The organism is Persicitalea jodogahamensis (genome assembly GCF_014651615.1).
GTDB classification, from domain to species: Bacteria; Bacteroidota; Bacteroidia; order Cytophagales; family Spirosomataceae; genus Persicitalea; species Persicitalea jodogahamensis.
This window is the reverse complement of record NZ_BMXF01000002.1, coordinates 123477-141659: the sequence shown is the minus strand read 5'-3', so window position 1 is coordinate 141659 and position 18183 is coordinate 123477. Positions and strand designations below refer to the sequence as shown.

Here is an 18183-nt window from a genome sequence, read left to right as displayed (position 1 = left end):
TTAACCCTCCGCCAAAAATGGCCAAACGCCTCGCTTCCCCCATCTCACTGCTTTTACTCCTGGCCGCCACTTGGGCCTGCTCCTCCTTCAATGAAGTGCACCTCGTAGGCCGGAACTTCACCGATGAGGTGCAGCTCTCGCAAAACATGGTTTTCACCTTCAACAAAGACCTGGTGCAGGAGAGTCGGCTGGGCGTTTGGGATTCCACGCAGTACGTCAGGTTCTCGCCCGCCGTGCGGGGCAAATTCAAGTGGACGGCGCCCAACGAATTGGTGTTTTCGCCCGTGGCGGCCCTGGCCCCGGCTACAAACTACAAAGCCGAGCTGACCGACGAGCTTCTGAAGCATGTCTATGAGGACAAAAAGTACGGCATAGACGACGAGGATGTGGATTTTCATACGCCCTACCTCCAGCTTACTGAATTGCAAAGCTGGTGGACCCAGAGCGTGGAAAGCGGCCGGCCGGAAGCGCGGCTGCGGCTGACGTTCAACTACCCCGTAGATCCGCAAGCGGTGGCCGAGCGCCTGAAACTGAGTCTGCGGGACAATGCCACCACCTTCCGCGCCCTGCCATCGTCCGATGGACGCAACATAATTGTCGCCCTCACCCAAACGGGTACCCCCGACGAAAACGCCACACCGATGATAGTGCGCATTGAAAAGGGGCTGAAGATCAAAGCGGGGGCCGCCCCCGGCAACGACTATGCCACGCCCGAGCCGCTGGAACGTACCGCCAGCCTGCCCTCGCCGCTACGCCTCGACGTAGCCGACGTGCAGACGGGATTCGAGAACAACCGCGCCTTCGTCCGCGTAGTAACTACCCAGGAGCTCGCTCCCGAAAGCGTGGAAAGTGGGTTCAGCGTCGATCCCGCCATTCCTACCAAAACCGAAACTACCGAGAACGGCTTCGTGCTGCGCGGTGATTTCAACGAAACGGACACCTACATTTTGAAACTAAATACCGCTCTGAAAGGCGTTCTGGGTTCGAAATTGGAAGAAGATATTTCGCGCGATTTGTTTTTTGGCAAGATGCCCGCCGGGATTTCTTTTGCCAACAAAAAAGCCATCTACCTTACGCCCAAAGGCGCCCAGAATATTGGGGTGCAAATCGTGAATGTACCCAAGGTGCAGGTCAAGATTGCCAAGATTTACGAAAACAATATCCTGAGCTACGTTCGTAACAATCGCTACGAAAACTACGACTACATAGGCGACGAGTACCAGCCCACGGGCAGCTACAACTACACCGACGACGACCAGAATTTTTACAGCGACGTGGTCGTCAATAAGACCGTTGAAACCGAAAACCTACCACGCGCCAGAGGTATATCGGCCCTCAATATCGCCCTGCCGGATGGCAATGGCCGCAAGGGCGTTTATCTGGTATCGGTCAATTCCAAGGACGAAGCCTACCTCGGCTCCACGAAACTGATTTCGGTTTCGGACATCGGTCTCATTGCCAAGGAAGGCGACGACGAGGTCTGGGTCTTTGCCAATTCCATCAAAACCACCGAGCCGCTCAAAAACATCGAGGTCACACTTGTGAGCAGCAACAATCAGTCGGTGTATACCCTGGAAACGGACGGCGATGGCGTGGCACACTTTGAGAAACTGAGCGAAAAAGCGCCCGGATTTAAAGTCGCGATGATCACCGCCCGGACGAAGGAGGATTTCAACTACCTGCTGTTCGAAGATACCCGCGTCGAAACCTCGCGCTACGAGGTAGAGGGCGCGCGCGACAACCCTTCCGGTCTGACTGCCTTCATCTACGGCGAGCGCGACATGTACCGTCCCGGCGAAACGCTGCACTTCAACACCGTTGTCCGTACCCAACGCTGGGACACCCCCAAAGAAATTCCCCTGAAAATAAAACTCGTCACGCCCAATGGCCGCGAGTACCGTACCTGGCGCAAAACTACCAACGCGCAGGGCGCCGTAGAAACCGAGGTTACCGTGGAGGCGTCGGCCCTCACGGGTACGTACCAGCTGGAAGTCTACAACGCCAACGATCTGCTGCTGGCGTCGCAGGCCGTGAGCGTGGAGGAGTTTATGCCCGACCGCATCAAGGTGGATTTGAGCGGAGCCAAAAAGGAGTACAAAACCGGCGAAACCGTCGCGCTGACGGCCACAGCGCTCAATCTTTTCGGGCCGCCCGCGGCGGGTCGTACCTACGAGATGGAAGCCCAGTGGAAGCGCAAGGGCTTCGCGGCGCCCGACTTCCCGGAGTTCAGCTTCGATATTCCGGCGGACGCCACCTTCGAGCGCGAGCAGCGGCAGGGGAACACCGATGCCCAGGGACAAGCCACCGAGAAATTTCCCATCCCTACCAGCTACAAGGATATTGGTTTGCTGGAAGGCAAGATTTACGTAACGGTATTCGACGAAAACGGGCGTCCTGTCAACCGACTGCAACGCTTCGATGTACTCACCCAAAGTACCCTGTACGGCGTCCGGCTACCTGACCGCTACGTGAGCGTCAACGCGCCCGTGCCGATGGAGGTGATTGGAGTGAATAGTCAGGGTAAATTGCAAAAGGGTGTGCAGGCAGCCGTAGAAGTCGTCCGCATCGAGTACCAGACGGTCGTTGAAAAGCAAAATGAGCAGCTGCGCTACACCTCGCGCAAGCGGGAGAAAACAATGTACTCCAACACCCTGAACCTGAGCAATGGCAAAGGCACTTTCCGCTACGTACCCACGGTCTCGGGCGAGTACGAGTTGCGGGTGCGTCGTCCTGGCGCGGAGCATTACACCGCCACGACTTTTTATGCCTACGGCTACGGCTATACGGAATACTCGTCCTTCGAGGTAAGTACCGAGGGCCGGGTATTGATGGAAACCGATCAGGATCAGTATAAGGTAGGTGATAAAGCTAAGATTTTGTTCAAAACGCCTTTCGATGGCCGCTTGCTGGTGACCATCGAGCGCAACCACCTGCTGGAACACCACGTGCTGACGACCGAAAAGAAGGCCGCGGAACTCACTTTTTCCGTCAAAGAAGAACACCTGCCCAATGTGTACGTCACGGCCACGCTCATCCGTCCACTCGATGCCTCCGACTTGCCGTTGACGGTAGCGCACGGCTTCGCACCCATCGCCGTGGACGCGCCCGACCGTACTTTGCCCGTCGCCATCAGCGTTGCGGCGCAGTCGCGCTCCAAGAAAAAGCAGCAGATCAAGATCAAAACTGCCGCCAACGCGCAATTAACGGTGTCGGTGGTGGATGAGGGAATTTTACAGATCAAAAACTTCCGCACGCCCGATATTCACGCCCACTTTTACCAGAAACGCGCCCTGGAAGTCGCCAGCCACGATTTGTACGCCTTCCTTTTTCCCGAATTGAACTTCTCTACCTCATCGAGCTTCGGGGGCGACGGCTACGATCTGGAAAAACGCATCAACCCACTCAGCAATGGCCGCACCGAACTCGTCACGTTCTGGAGCGGCATCCTGACCGCCAACGGCAGCGGCGAAGCCACTTTCGACATCGCCATTCCGCAGTTCAGCGGCGACCTGCGTGTGATGGCCGTAGCCTACAAAGGCGACGCTTTTGGCTCGGCTTCCGAAAATATGAAAGTAGCCGATCCGGTGGTGATCAGCACGGGTGCGCCGCGCTTCCTTAGTCCCAACGACGAACTGACGCTACCCGTAAATGTGAGCAATACCGAGAAGAAAGCCACCAACGTCACCGTGTCACTGGTCACCACCGGGCCACTCGCCAAAGGCGATAACGCCACGCAGAAGCTGACCATTCCGGCGGGTAAGGAAGCACGAGCAATGTTCAGCGTGAAGGCCGGAAATACCATCGGACAAGGTAGAATCACTGTCAAAGTGAATGCCTTCGGTGAAACCTTCGTGCAGGAAACGGACCTGACGGTGCGTCCTGCCTCGCCACTCCTCAAAACCAGTCAGTCGGGCGTGATTGCCGGCGGGCAAACGGGTACCATTGATCTGAACCAGAATTTTATTCCCGGCACGGCCAGCAGCAAGGTAGTTCTGAGCCGCTCGCCGCTGGTGCAGGGCGGTGGCAAGGCGCTGTCTACGCTACTCGGCTACCCCTACGGCTGCCTGGAACAGACGATTTCGAAGGCATTCCCCCAAATCTATTTCGCCGACCTGACCAAAGCGATGGCTACGCCCATCTACCTCGTCCGTAGCGGTGAGAGTGATTTCAACCCCGCCACCAACGTGCAGCAGGCCATTCGTAAAACCGAAAGCCAGCAACTCTACAACGGCGGACTGGCGATGTGGCCGGGCGCGCAACGCGAAGACTGGTGGGTGACGGCCTACGCCGTGCATTTTCTGGAAGAGGCGCGTCGCGCCGGATTCGAGGTAAACGGAGCCACAATGAGCCGCGCCATCGAGTACCTCACGACCAAAACCGGTACTACCGCCACCGAGGAAGTACCGCAAATGACGGAGGACGGCAGTACCGTCCGGGCCGTGAAGGCGCAGCGGGAGAGCCTGTATTCGCTTTACGTGCTGTCGCTGGTCGGTCAGCCCAACCGCTCGGCCATGAACTACTACAAGCAAAACCCCAACCTGCTCACGTCCGATACCCGCTACCTGCTGGCCGGGGCCTACCAGCTCATCGGCGACTCGCGCAGTTTCGCGGCCCTGCTGCCCGCCAAATTCGAGAACGACAACGTACCCAATACCTTCGGCGGTAGTTACGCTTCGCCACTGCGCAACCTCGCGCTGGTACTGAACACCTTGCTGGAAACGGATCCCGGCAATATCCAGATTCCGACGCTGGCGCGGCAACTTTCGCAGGCGGTGCGGTCGGCTTCGTACATCAATACCCAGGAAGCGGGCTTTGCCGTACTGGCCCTCGGCAAACTCGCCCAACGCGTCTCCGGCTCCACCGTCACGGCTAGCGTCGCCGCGAATGGCAAGTCGATCGGTACTTTCGATGGGAAGGAGCTGAGCCTGACCAAGGGGATACTCGACCACAAACTAGCCGTAAAAACGCAGGGGAAGGGCGACCTCTACTGGTTTGCCCAGTCCGAGGGGCAATCAGCGAAGGGGGCTTACGTGGAAGAAGACAACGGCCTGCGCGTGCGGCGACAGTACCTGACGCGCAACGGCAGCACTGCCAGCAACATTAAACAAAATGACCTGATCGTCGTGAAAGTGAGCGTGGCAAGTACCAGTGGCCTGCCCATCGAAAACGTGGTGGTGACCGACCTGCTGCCCGCCGGCTTCGAGATCGAAAACCCGCGACTGACTGAGCCACGCGACATGCCCTGGATCAAGGGTGCGGCCACGCCCGACTACTTCGACATCCGCGACGACCGCATCCATTTCTTCACCACCGCCACCGCCCGTGAGCAAACGTTTTACTACCAGGTTCGTGTCATTTCCAAAGGTACTTTCACCGTAGGCCCCGTGGGTGCCGATGCGATGTACCAGGGCGAGTACCGGAGTTATTCGGGGGGAGGAAAGGTGACGGTGCAGTAGTGAGGGATTATGCGCGTCTGAGAGCGAAGGAATAATTCGGTATATTTGGTCACAGCAATTGACCAGCAACCAATTGAAAGTTCAAGACGTTTGAGTGATACGTCAGCTAAAATGTGAATCCCATGATTAAGGAACCTAAAAAAGCTACCAGGAAGCCTGCGAATAAATCAGCGGCTACGATCAGAAAGCCAGACCCCAAGAAGAAAATCGAACTCGGCTTGGGTCGGCATCTCGTTTATATGTCCGAGACACTTTTCGATGAGGATTTGGAAAGATGAAAAGCTATCTGTTAGATACGCACATCTTCTTGTGGGCTTCTGCCGAACCCGAAAGGCTGGGTAAAACCATGACTCGCATTATAGTCAATGCCAACGCGACCAAGTATGTTAGTGCTATTTCGCTGGTAGAGATTGCGCAATTGTCTGAAACGAAGCCCAAAGACTTCGATTTCAAGATTCCCCTTTCGACCTTCATTTATCAATCGTTGGCTCAATTGCAAGTTCAAGTACTAGCGATTACGCCAGAACACGCCCAGCGCTACTACGAAATCCAGCCAATCGAAAATCATAAAGATCCGTTCGACCGAACCATTATCGCCCAGGCTGCCAGCACGGGCTTTACGGTTTTGTCAGATGATAGCAAGTTTCCGCTGTATCCGATTGAAGTGATCTCGAATTACAATTGACAGAAGTAGTGATGAGAGTGACTTTGAAATAAAAACACCAAAGCCATGCTGATTATTGAAGGAACCTGCAAAAACGGTCAAATTGTTCTGAATGAGAAACCGAAGAATTTGACCAAAGCCAAAGTTGTCGTCGTTTTCGAAGAAGACCACGCCGAAAAGAAATACGCGCCTAAAAAATGGGCAGAAAACTGAACTCTTATGGTACTTGAAAATGGATTTTTGATAAAAACGGTGGACGGAATGACCGAAGAAATGTTCTTCGATCTTTGCCAGGCCAATTCAGAATTGCGCATGGAGCGCGATCGACACGGAAACATCACAGTTATGTCGCCTACGGGAATGAGTACCGGGAATTTCAACTTTGAGTTTTATCTGGAACTCGGTCTCTGGAATAGAGAAAAGAAACTGGGCTATGCTTTTGATTCGTCCTCAGGCTATACGCTTCCAAATGGAGCCGTACGCTCACCTGATGTGTCCTGGATCGTCAAAGAGCGCTGGGAAAGTCTGCCCGAAGCAGACCGCAAAGTCTTCACGCATACCTACCCCGACTTCGCGGTCGAAATTCGCTCCGAAAGCGACCGCCTGGCTGACCTGAAAGCAAAAATGGAAGAATACCGCGACAACGGTTGCCGCCTGGGCTGGCTCATCGATCGCAAAGGCAAAGCGGTGCATGTCTACCGGGCCGATGGCAATGTCAACGTACTGAAAGGCAAATCAGTTGAGCTCTCCGGCGAGGAGGTGTTGCCGGGCTTTTCGATGACCTTAGAGCTCTGATTCGAATAGTTGTTTTTGGGTTTTTGGGAAGGAAACATCCCGCCTTTTCACCATGCTCAAGACGGTCAGCGGAGAACCAGGGAATTGTCTCTTATTCCTATCCGTCATTCAATTCAAATGATCCAAACGAATTGTATCGATCAACATCGTGGGGGGGCTGACGCCCTTTTTGATGCTGTTCGTGAGTGACTTCCTCGGTTCGGTAGTGTGGGCGTTTAGTATGATTGCCTTGGCCGCTTTATTGGCCAAACTCAATATTCGCTTAAAATTATGATGATGAAAAAAAGTACCCTGCTCGTCTTTGCTGTTCTCTTTTCCTTTTTCGTCCGTGCGCAAAATGACTTTCCAGTCCGGGGTCTTGCCATTGCCGCACCGGACAGAGAGAATGTAGATCGGTTTGTGACATTTATCAACGAGGAACTCGCTCCCCGGAATATCAACACGCTCATCCTGCGGGTAGATTATAACTTCAAATACAAAACGCACCCTGAACTGGCGCAGGAAAACGGTCTTTCGCAGGCCGACGTCGATAAAATGGTGGCGGCGTGCCAAAAACACGGCATCGCCATCATTCCGCAGGTGAATTTGCTGGGGCATCAGTCGTGGCATTCTACGCTTGGAAAATTACTGCAGGTTTATCCTGAATTTGATGAAACGCCGGGCATCCAACTACCCGAAAACTATGAGTGGCCCAATGAAGACGACTTGTACTGCAAAAGCTATTGTCCATTGCATCCAGGCGTACACAAGGTAGTTTTTGAGGTGATGGACGAAATCGTCGCGGCTTTCAAGGCCGATGCTTTTCATGCCGGCATGGACGAAGTATTTTATATCGGACACGAGGATTGTCCCCGCTGCCAGGGACGCGACAAAGCGGAGTTGTTTGCCGGTGAACTGACCAAAATCCGTAATCACTTGGCGTTAAAAAATAAGCGGTTGTGGATTTGGGGCGACCGCCTGATCGACGGCAAAACTACCGGAATTGGGCTTTGGGAAGCCAGTTATAACAACACCTACCGCGCCATCGATATGATTCCGAAAGATGTCATGATCTGCGATTGGCATTACGAGCGACCTGACCCCACCGCCGTCTATTTTGCCATGAAAGGCCTGGACGTAGCTACCTCGCCGTGGCGGAATACACCCGTCGCGCTCCAGCAAAAACAGATGATGCTCGACCTCCGGGCAAATGCCACCCCAGAAATGAAAGCGCATTTCACCGGCATCGTGCAAACGGTCTGGAGCGGAGCGGGTGGTTTCCTGGATCGATTCTATACTGAAAGCGAGGAAGACAGCGATGCGAAGTGTTTTAAGGCGTTGTTTGTGAAGGAGTAAGGTAGTTTGATTTCAAAGGGAGGGAAACAGCAATGAAATCGTAGAAAATGTTTAAATTTCACTTACCATGAGCATTTAAACCAAGAACAGATGGAATCTTACAAAGACATTATCAAAATAAACCCTCTGAAAAGGTTCGGGCACCCCTGTGTGCGCGATACCCGGTCCAGTGTGTATGACATGCTGGCTTGGCTTTCCAAGGGAATGTCGAATGCCGAAATTATTGAGGATTCACCTGAACTGACAGAGACAGATATAAACGCTTGTCTGGAGAATGCGGCTGATCGCGAGCGAACGGTACAGGTAGCCTTTTATTTCAAATACGCAGTCTGTCGTTGAAAGACGTAGACAAAACGCGGTTGGAATAGCTCGAAAAATAACTGTTTAATTTGTGTTGTATCAGTAATAGTACCTTTAACGGATATAATGTCATGGCTATAAAATCAATATTTCTATTATTTTTTCTGATATACAGCACGAGTATTTGTATGGGTCAGCAACAGATTGAAGAAGTCCCCCCCCATATAGTAGACTTATATAAATGTGAAGGAGACACATTTATGGCATTTAGAGATCAATATGTCGAGAGTAGGATAAGAATCCGATATAAGAAAGGAGATTGCGGGGTGTATGGAGAACGGCTCTACACATACCCTAACAATGAGGAATTTACATATACTACTGAAAATTTAATAGAAATAAGTGATACTAATTTTGTAGATATGTGGGGGTATGATGAAAGGTTGATTTACTATTTCAAATACGTCGCTAGGGAGTCAACTCAAATAATTATTAAAAACATTTCTAATATTGATTATGAGTACGAAGAAAAAAATTGCGATGCACCTGATTTAAGACGTCGCATCAATACTTACATCTATAATATACATGTGTATCCTAAAAACCCTAAACCCAATTTATCTGCCCAAACTATAACGACAAACCCCAATGCGCCCGAGATTGTACAAATTACGGCCTCGGGTTGTGATAGTAACGAAGGAACATTTTGGTCTTCCAGCGACCCGAATGCATTCCCATATTATAATTCGACTAATGTCATCCATGTCAGCAATACTTATGATTGCCTAGAATATAAAGTGAAGTGCAATAACCGTTTTTGTCCTCAGTACCCGCCAAATTGGAGTGATCCACTAAGTGCAAGTGATTTCAGGCATACCCAAAACAATCCTGGTTACAGCCCTACTTTTTCTGACTACTTGAATAACCAGAAAAATAAAAGTGTCGGAAAACCTGAGTATACTTATCGTCGGCAGTTGGCTTGTATACAGCAAAAAGCAAGGGACGAATATAATAAGACAGGTGAGAATGGTTGGGCGGGTGGCTTTACAAAGCATTTATTCGATAGTTTCGCGACAAAAGACGCCTGCGATTTAAGCGCAAATTACAGTTGCAAGTATGCAACTACGCAAATAGGCTGTCTAAGAGAAACAGGCGATTTAATACACGGGGTTTTTGAATTAGGACCAGGATTTTTTTCATATCAACCAAATGGAAACTTAACCGAAGGAATTGCATCATGGAATCAGCAGCATGATGGTTTTCTGACACATGCAGTAGCAAGTTGTTTTGATGAACTTAAACAAGACCCTAATTTTTATAATCCGAGCATGCCTACCGATAATACAGCGGCAATTGATGCAATGCAAACCTTTGTAATTACTTCAGCAATCTGGTCTCGTTGGGTAGCCCAATTTTTTTACAAACCTAAATTAGGATACAGCACTATCCAAGCAACCCCAAATCAGGCTATTTCTGTTGACATTCAAAATCAAATATACGGTGACATTCCCTCACCACTAATAAAAGATCAACTATTTTCTCAACAAGTTTTTAATGTAAGTCAACTAAAAGTAACAGCCGAAAATACGTTTTTTCTGAAAACAAATTCAACTATTCAGCTTACTGTTCAACAGAACAATATGAATTTCACCTCTTCAGGAACTACTTACCAGTTAAACGTTGATCCAAGTGTTGCTACAATAACCAATAGCGGTTTGCTTACTATCCATTCTACAAGAGAACCACTTGTTACTGGTCGATTTCCTCTATACGTTACGGTAACAAATAACGGTCTAACTGGAATCGGTCAGTTCGCCATTTACGACACAGACGATGACGGTGATATGATTGCTGATACATATGAGCAGCGAGTCGGCTTGAATCCAATAATTAAAAACGATCTAAAATCCGATAGCGACGCAGACGATTTATTGGATATTTTTGAAGTTAACTTGCGTACCGACCCATTAAAAAAAGATACTGATGGGGACGGTTTTAATGATTTAGAAGAATATCTTCGAAATACAGTTCCAACTAATGCCAATTCGTTTCCATTGATTATTAATAGTATTAGTTCAGGTGATTGGAACAACCCATCAACTTGGTCATGTAGTTGTATACCAACAAGTGCTGATGATGTTATTATCAATACTGCTCACACTGTCTTGCTTGATTCCACTATGTCCGAAGCTGTTTGTAGAAATCTGGAACTTTTAGGCACGTTTTCCATACAAGGAGGTTCACTGATCATTAATGGTAATAGGACTTTCGTCGACCAGAATAATGTTTTGCCAAAATAGTGGTAACTATTGGTGTTTCTCTTCGCTGCCGCCAGTTTGCAACTGGTGGTCAGGAAGGAGTATATGAAAAAGAGGTACATTTTTAATGTGCTATATCGCTATCCAAAAAATCAGGTGTCACCATAATGGCCCAGTGCTGAGAGAATCGCTACTACTACTTCTGATTCAACGATTTTGTAGATCAGCCGATCTTTTTTGTTGATTCTGCGGCTCCACATCCCAGCCAAATCGTGTTTGAGCCTTTCAGGGTTGCCGGTGCCTGTCTCAGGGTGTTCTTCCCGTAGTTCGCAGTGTTCGGCAGTGTGCACTAGTTCGTCATAGTCTTTCTAATCACGTTGTGCGTATGTCTTCCGAAGGAAGACTGCGTACTAAAAATAAATAGCGGTCTGTGACCACGACGCCACCAAGTTTACGCCATGTTAGAAATCAATCAGAATTAGATTAATCTCCTAACGGCGGAAGGTTTTCCAGATCAAGCAAATTTTTTGGGCGGCCGACCGCTTTCTTATTTAGAATCAGTTCTTGATACGAGATGAAATTGATTGCTGCCTACTCAACTTCCTCTTCGTTTAACAATCGGATAAATGTCAGGAAGTGGTCGTGCATCAGGGAGAGGCTTTGGATTGAAAAGAAAATAACGATTCACCAGCACCTGCATCGCTTCCAGGCGCTCTTCGTCGGATTTTTCGTGCCAGAAATTGGACCTACCCTATTCTACTTCCTGCCAGGAGCGATATTTTCGAATCGTCATTTTCATACCCAAATATAGAACTTATCCTGGTATCCCAAAATTGCCTTTGTACGCCGTATACCTCTATTTGTGGGTTGCATGGGCGTCTTCCGAAAGAAAAATTGCCTACTGGAAATAAATGGCAATCTTTGAATGCGACTTCTTCGTCCCACTAGTTTGTTGTGTTGGCCGTTCTTCCCAAATCTTCCGAATGAAAAAAGCCCTCATTCAGGCATCAGCTTACACAGCCACCCTGCTGCTTGTCTATTTTTTACTCGACACTTTTCTGGATGGTAGTGTTTGGGACGGTATGGTATTGAGTAAATCAGCCTTGACTGGGGAGTACTGCGAATACAACGAAGTCCAACGGTTTTTCCATCAGCACATCAACACCTACTCCAACCTGGCGTATTTCTTCGTCGGTACTTTTATCTGCGCTCTGGCCTGGCAAGATAATATGAATCAATCTGATACGACTTTGAATTGGTTGCAGAAGTTTCCGATGCTGTCGTTTTTGATGGGCGGCAGTTTTATTTATCTAAGCCTCGGTTCTTCCTTTTTTCATGCCTCCCTGACCTGGGCGGGACAGCACGTCGATATGAACGGGACGTACAGTATCAGTATCTCTCTGTTATTCATTGCGGTCTATCATGTTTTTCATGAAATAAGCTGGTCTGCAACCGTGAAAAAAGCCACCATTGTCGCAGCCTTGTTGGTCATCGTTTCATTTTATGAAATTCACCTGCTGGTTTCGAGTGGTATTCTGTTGCCCGTTATGATTCTTTTAATCTGGATTTTCACCGCCATCAACTACTTCCAATTCCGAAAAGAGCGTTCTATCATTTTGGCGTTCCTCGGCCTTGCCCTGATTGTTATAGCCTTGCAGATCAGAATATTGGATGTACAGAAAGTGGACTGCGATCCTCATTCGGTTTTTCAGGGGCATGCGTTCTGGCACGTACTGACGGCGCTCAGTAGTTTTTGCAGTTATGCCTTTTTCAGATTTACGTCGAAAAATCCTCGCTAACCCCTCTTTACAATCAGTGTCAGCTAGGGGTACTTTTCACTTCCCTTTCAGCATCGGAAAAATCCGCCGCAGGTCTTCCTCGCTGGGTCGGGCGCCGTATTCGCATACTTCGAAGGCCTCGGCTTGCTGTACCTGGGCGGCTTTTTCCGGACCGTACCATTTTGCCAGTGAGGTCCGTACTTCCGGCGTGATCGTTACGGACCGCTCCTTGCCCAGCCATTCTTCCCTTTTTGATTTGTCCTTGGGTACCTGATCGAGATAGCCCGCAATCCAGGGGAGCCATTCGTAAAACTGGGATTCGTGCGCCCCAAGGGCATGTACTTTTCGGGGGTACACCGCGCTGATGTCGATCGCTACGTCGGGCCGGAAGGGGTTGGGCCGCTGGAAATGGTCCTGAAAGTACAGGAAGACCGGATTCTTTTCGAGCCGGGGCGTTTCAGGGGCCACGTTGGGCACGGCCACCAGGTAGGCCGCGTCCTGCACAAGTACCCCCGTGTAGCGGTGATCGGGGTGGTAGTCGTTGGGACGGGGGGCAATCACGACATCGGCGTTCCACTCCCGGATTTTCCGGATAATCTGCAGACGCGTGTTCAGGTCCGGTAACAGCTGGCCGTCGTGGTTGTCAAGTACCTCGTACGTCACGCCGAACCGTTTGCCTGCCTCCTGCGCTTCCGCCAGCCGGCGGCGGGCCAATTCCTTGCCTTTCATGGTCTGGTGGCCGGCATCTCCGTTGGTGACGGCTACGAACTTCACCGCGTGGCCCATCGAGGCCAGCAGCGCCGCCGTGCCGCCGCCCTTGATGTCGCAGTCGTCCGGGTGGGCGCCAATCATAATGATCCGTACGGGGTCGGAAGTACCTTGCGCCAGGGCGGGCCGGAGACTAACCAGGAGAACAACGGCGACAAGCACTATTCGGGAACGTGTATACATAAGAGGCAGCGGTTTGGCGAAGGAGATGAAAATCGGTTGAAAGTACTTCTATCCATAAAAAGCAAAGGCCGCGCTATTTTACCATTCTTTGTGGCAGCCTTCCAATTTGATACTGGCCTGAATCCGTAGATTTTGCCTGATTAGTACCTCCAATCCTCGTCCAAATTGGTGACAGCGGACCTAAAAAAACGCTTCCAGAAGAGACAGCAGGAGGACCTCAGCGATTGAGTAAATGGTTCACAGACTGTCGTTTTTTCTACCTAGTTTTGTTTCCCAATTACATCCGCACCCCGTAATTGGGAGTTTGGTAGTTGACTGATTCTTAGCGCACTCTCTCCAAACACAGGATTCACACCCATCTACCGTAAAGTATCTTTCCTTATTCACCTTCAACTCTCAAGTTATGAATTACAAATCCCCTCTTTTAGGTAGCCTTTTGGCTGCACTCTTGCTGACAAGCTGCGAAGATCACCGCATTCCGGCGGTGGAAACAATTCAAGTCACCCCCTTTGCTTCGGGACTAGCCGGCCCGATCGGTCTCGAAAAAGATGCCGCCGGCAATATTTGGGTGGCCGAAGCCGGTTCCGGCCAGAACGATGGAAAGATCACCATGCTTACCCCCGACGGCAAAGCCCATCCCGTCATTACGGGCTTCGATTCGGAAATCATCATGGGCGGCGAACTCAACGGACTGAATCACATCCTTTTCGCGGATGGCGTGTTGTACATTCTGGGAGCCCACAGCCGTTTGTACAAAGCCAACGTAGCATCCTTTAAGCCCGGTGATGCCCCCTTGCTGGCCAAGGACCTGCCCGTGGAAGACATGAAGCAGTTTATCCTTGACTACAAATTCGCGCAGGATACTGAAGACACGCACCTGTACAACATGACTCTGGGACCCAACGGCGACCTGTACCTCACCGATGCCGGAGCCAATGCCATTATCCGCCGTACTAAAGCCGGCGTATGGAGCGTGTTCGCTGTCATTCCCGGCATTAAAAATCCTACCCCGGTGGGACCACCAACGGTTGAAAGCGTCCCGACAGGCATCGTTTTTGACGGGCAGAAATTTCTGGTCAGTACGCTGCTGGGCTTTCCGTTCCCCACGGGTTCGGCCCTTATCTATCAAATGGATCAGGCCGGAGCGGTCTCCGTATATCAAGGTGGGTTCACCAGCCTGGTCGATATCAATCTGACCACCGATCCCGGTGTCCTCGTCGTACAGCACGGGGTATTCGGCGCTCAAGGTTTTGCCCCCAATACCGGGCAGATTCGCCGGGTGGCCAGCAACGGCAGTTCCGTAGCGGTCGACAACCTCAACCTTCCTACGGATCTTATACAGGCCGATGCTCACACGTACTACGTAAGCGGCCTTACCGGAACGGTAATGAAGGTCAAGTACTAACTGTAAGCAACAAAGTACCTTTTAGCAAACTTTTCCCAGAGAGCCTCCCTGCAAAGAGGCTCTCTTTTTTGTGAGTGGCGATGACTCAATCGTATTTCAAATACTGGTTATCAACCCATAATTATAAGAAACTACCCAACCCTCACCCAAAATCCAGCGCGACGATTTCGTGGTCCAGCAGTCCGCGCACATCTACGGTTATTTTACCGTTTTTATGCGCAAATTTTGGTTCCGTCCCGCGCATGAGGAGTTTCACGCGGGAAACCTTTTTTCCCGCAGGTACCTGCACCGTGACCTGGGTATCGATGGGGATAAGCTCCCGGAAAGGCCCTTTCATCATCATCGGATTGGTGAGGTTGACCAGGTGGACCGTCATGGATTTCTCCTGCTGCCATACGGTGCTGTCAACTACCCCCGGCCCGATGATCGTTGTAATGGGGGCTTCATCCAGCGCCCAGTCGATAATATTATGCAGCAAAACCCGGTGATCCACGTTCAGCATTTTCCAGAAGGTGCGGTCCAGATCGCCGGGGATATAGGCCACCCGGCCTTTCCCGACCTGTCGCAGGTACACTTCCCGGATATCAGTTTCCTCCACGCGGGGATACACATCCTCCATGGGAAGGTCGGGGTAGGTGGGTATCAGGGTGATCGGGCTGGCGAAAGCCGTAGTCGGTTGCACCTCGACTTTGTAGATAGCATTCACGATCCGTGGAGTATCGTCCAGCCCCGACAGGATTTGGGTATGCAAATCATTCTGGGGCTGATGGTGCAACTGCAGGTAGCTGTTGCGCTGCGGACCGGCTACGTTTTTTCCGTAGGAAACCCCGAACAGGCTCGCCAGCCCAAAGTCGGGGCGGGGTTGGGCTTCTTCATCGTAGAGGGAGGTTTCGAAAGTGGCCACCACGCTACCACCTCGCTGCACAAAGGCTTCAATCTGCGCGCATTGCGCATCGGAGAGCGCTGCGATATTAGGAAGGATCAGCAGCTTGAATCGTCCGAGATCATCCGCCGAAAGCAAACGGTCGTTGACCATATCGAACGGAATGCGGCTTTCGACCAGGGCATGGTACATGCCATTCAGATGGTCGCCGCTGTGCTGCTGCCAGGGTTGGCCGCCGTACTTTCGTTCGGTTTGCTCGGAGTATACGACGCCTACCCGCGCCAGCGAGACCGTGTTGCGGAGGTACTTTTCATTTTTGTAATAGGCATCGTACAGCTCGGCCACCGAATTCATCCAGCGCTTGTCATAAATATCGCCGCCGAATTTTACAAAACAGGGACGCATCCCGTTGGCGGTACCTTCGGCTACCCAGGTGCGGATTTCGGCATCGCTCTGCACGGAATCTTTCCAGCGAAATTCCTCCTCCAGACCAATACTGAATATGCCGATCAGCGGTTTGTTGCCCAATGTGGCGCGCAGTTCCTTGGCCCCCTTGCCGTTGGTCCAGGGCGGAATCAGGCCCGAACGCGCCTGCTGATCGGCAAAGAAAAGATCCGACTCCCGGCCCGTCAGTACTTTGTCGGGAAAGCCGTTGGGAATGAAACGCGATGTGGACCGCACCTCCCGAATTCCGGCGTCCCAGAGCAGCCACAATTCCCGGAGCCGTTTCGTCTTCCATTCGGTCCATTGGCGGTAGGTGGGGTCAAGCCGTTCTTCTTTGGTGGGGAGCGCCAGGCCCGAGTAGTTTTTGAAATTGCGCTGGCAATGCTCGCAGTAGCAGACACCGTGTCCCGCCCAGCGGTTGGAGAAAATACCCTCCGGCGCGAAGCGCTGCATAATCTCTTTGTTTACCTGCGGCATAAACTCGAAATTGTAGGGACCGAGGGCGCAGGTGACCCATAGGTCGGGATTGGCCCAGTGCCGCCTTTTCTGACCATCGGCGGTCACGGCGATCCAGTCGGGATGCGCCGCCAGGGTATCCTGCCGGGTGGCGTGCGGATCGGTGCGCAGCATGATTTTCATCCCCAGTTTTTTACACCCTTCCACCAGATAGCCCAGCGTATCGGCATTGCCCATAAACTGACTCCGGTGGTGCAGCGGGATTTCGGTCGGATAAAAAGCGACCACCCCACCCGCGCTCAGCAGGGCGCCATCGGCGTGGATTCGCTTGAAGTAGTCGAGCCAGGAATCGGGATCGTAGTGGCCGGGATCGCGCTCGACGAAGGCCAGCTGCGCCCAGCGCATAGGCCCGTCGAGCCATACCTCAGCCGGGGGCGCCTGAGCCGGGGGCGTATACGTACTTTCGTTTTGAGACAGGGGATTAGCCCAGGTAGTTGGAGTGACTACCAAAGCGGAGCCCAGTAAACCGGCATTCCGAACAAATTCTCTTCTTTCCATTCTCAGTGAGATAAGCTTTTGAAATGCCGGACCACTGGAAACACGAATGGGGAAGGCATTTGACGAATGAATAAAAGGAAAAGGAGGTATGGTTATACCGAAGAGAATCTATTCCTTCGCTCACTCCGCCTCATTTTCAATCAATATCGCCTCGTACAGCGAAGCAAAGGACGCCTTGATCCAGATGATCGCCGGGATTAGTCCCACGATGAGCAATAGCAGGCCACCCAAGCCAATCAAAATGGACATGCAAGCGAGACCGAAAATTTTCCAGCCGTGTTTGCGCGTCATATTCCAGCTGGTCTCTACGGCTTCGATGGGTTCCAGGCCTTTGTCGATGACCAGGTAGGAAACGAAAGCCAGTCGACAGGCGACAAAAATTCCCGGAATAATCAAGGCAATGAAGGCGATTCCTACCAGCGCCGCGACCAGCAGATGCGCCAACACGACATTGAGGTAGTTGCGGAAACCCGCGAAGAGGTTGTTGAAGTCGAGTTTCTGGTCACGGATGGCGTGAATGAACATCAGATCGGCGCTGTATTCGAAGGCAGGCAGCAGCAGGAGCCAGTAGGCAGCCGACAGGATTTGCAACAGGAGTTCGTCCTTCCGTAAAAGCGTTTCGCTGCTATCTTTAAGCGTATCCCGCATGCTGTCGAGCGGGATATTGACGACGGCTATGACCAGTACGACCAGCAGCAGGGGCAGAAAGTACTGCTTCATTTTTTCCCAGCCAAACGACAGGCTGCTGTTAACGGTGGGGGGAATTAAAAGGGGAATCTTTTCCATGGCTTTTATCTGGTTGGTTTTATTAGTTCTGTATGATTCAAAAGTAAGGCAACCTCCTGTCTCTGAGTAGCTACTTTGGTAGTGATTTTGAAAAACACTACCAAAGTAGGGGGC

At 51.3% G+C, this 18183-nt stretch carries 14 protein-coding genes; 10 read left to right on the top strand and 4 right to left on the bottom strand.

Features of this window, described 5'->3' with window-relative positions; genetic code table 11:
• Positions 1-17 precede the first annotated feature (17 nt).
• From IE117_RS10680 to IE117_RS10645, 8 genes are all read left to right on the top strand, one after another.
• On the top strand, positions 18-5456 hold the full coding sequence (locus IE117_RS10680; RefSeq protein ID WP_189564417.1) for an alpha-2-macroglobulin family protein: 5439 nt from the start codon (positions 18-20) through the stop codon (positions 5454-5456).
• A gap of 122 nt (positions 5457-5578) precedes the next feature.
• Positions 5579-5734 (top strand): hypothetical protein, encoded by a 156-nt coding sequence (locus IE117_RS10675; RefSeq protein WP_189564416.1) that lies wholly within the window; start codon positions 5579-5581, stop codon positions 5732-5734.
• The gene (locus tag IE117_RS10670; RefSeq protein WP_189564415.1) at positions 5731-6141 is read left to right on the top strand and encodes a type II toxin-antitoxin system VapC family toxin; all 411 of its coding nucleotides are present in this window, start codon (positions 5731-5733) and stop codon (positions 6139-6141) included. The genes IE117_RS10675 and IE117_RS10670 overlap by 4 nt, the downstream gene beginning before the upstream one ends.
• A gap of 45 nt (positions 6142-6186) precedes the next feature.
• On the top strand, positions 6187-6333 hold the full coding sequence (locus tag IE117_RS10665; protein ID WP_189564414.1) for a hypothetical protein: 147 nt from the start codon (positions 6187-6189) through the stop codon (positions 6331-6333).
• A gap of 6 nt (positions 6334-6339) precedes the next feature.
• Positions 6340-6915 carry a Uma2 family endonuclease gene (locus IE117_RS10660; RefSeq protein WP_189564413.1) on the top strand — a complete coding sequence of 192 codons (576 nt, stop codon included), beginning with the start codon at positions 6340-6342 and terminating at the stop codon, positions 6913-6915.
• Between the two features lie 270 nt (positions 6916-7185).
• The gene (locus tag IE117_RS10655; RefSeq protein WP_229580718.1) at positions 7186-8250 is read left to right on the top strand and encodes a family 20 glycosylhydrolase; all 1065 of its coding nucleotides are present in this window, start codon (positions 7186-7188) and stop codon (positions 8248-8250) included.
• Positions 8251-8340: 90 nt separating this feature from the next.
• Complete coding sequence (locus IE117_RS10650; protein WP_189564412.1) at positions 8341-8589, top strand: DUF433 domain-containing protein; 249 nt, start codon at positions 8341-8343, stop codon at positions 8587-8589.
• Between the two features lie 149 nt (positions 8590-8738).
• Positions 8739-10850 (top strand): hypothetical protein, encoded by a 2112-nt coding sequence (locus IE117_RS10645; protein ID WP_229580716.1) that lies wholly within the window; start codon positions 8739-8741, stop codon positions 10848-10850.
• Positions 10851-10960: 110 nt separating this feature from the next.
• Here IE117_RS10645 and IE117_RS10640 read toward each other — a convergent pair whose 3' ends face one another.
• The gene (locus IE117_RS10640) at positions 10961-11158 is read right to left on the bottom strand and encodes a Txe/YoeB family addiction module toxin (protein ID WP_189564410.1); all 198 of its coding nucleotides are present in this window, start codon (positions 11156-11158) and stop codon (positions 10961-10963) included.
• Positions 11159-11791: 633 nt separating this feature from the next.
• On the opposite strand from IE117_RS10640, the gene IE117_RS10635 reads away from it, so the two are divergent.
• The gene (locus IE117_RS10635) at positions 11792-12607 is read left to right on the top strand and encodes a ceramidase domain-containing protein (RefSeq protein WP_189564409.1); all 816 of its coding nucleotides are present in this window, start codon (positions 11792-11794) and stop codon (positions 12605-12607) included.
• A gap of 36 nt (positions 12608-12643) precedes the next feature.
• Here the strand turns inward: IE117_RS10635 and IE117_RS10630 are convergent, their stop codons facing one another.
• Entirely contained in the window at positions 12644-13537 is an 894-nt protein-coding gene (locus tag IE117_RS10630; RefSeq protein WP_189564408.1) for a PIG-L deacetylase family protein, read from the bottom strand.
• Positions 13538-13940: 403 nt separating this feature from the next.
• On the opposite strand from IE117_RS10630, the gene IE117_RS10625 reads away from it, so the two are divergent.
• Positions 13941-14942 (top strand): ScyD/ScyE family protein, encoded by a 1002-nt coding sequence (locus IE117_RS10625; protein WP_189564407.1) that lies wholly within the window; start codon positions 13941-13943, stop codon positions 14940-14942.
• A gap of 142 nt (positions 14943-15084) precedes the next feature.
• On the opposite strand, the gene IE117_RS10620 is transcribed toward IE117_RS10625, so the two are convergent.
• Together IE117_RS10620 and IE117_RS10615 are read right to left on the bottom strand one after the other, a co-directional pair.
• Positions 15085-17283: an alpha-amylase family protein gene (locus IE117_RS10620; protein WP_189564406.1), complete on the bottom strand. Its 2199-nt coding sequence runs from the start codon at positions 17281-17283 to the stop codon at positions 15085-15087.
• Between the two features lie 120 nt (positions 17284-17403).
• Positions 17404-18069, bottom strand: a complete 666-nt coding sequence (locus IE117_RS10615) for a hypothetical protein (protein WP_189564405.1) — start codon at positions 18067-18069, stop codon at positions 17404-17406.
• Positions 18070-18183: the final 114 nt, after the last annotated feature.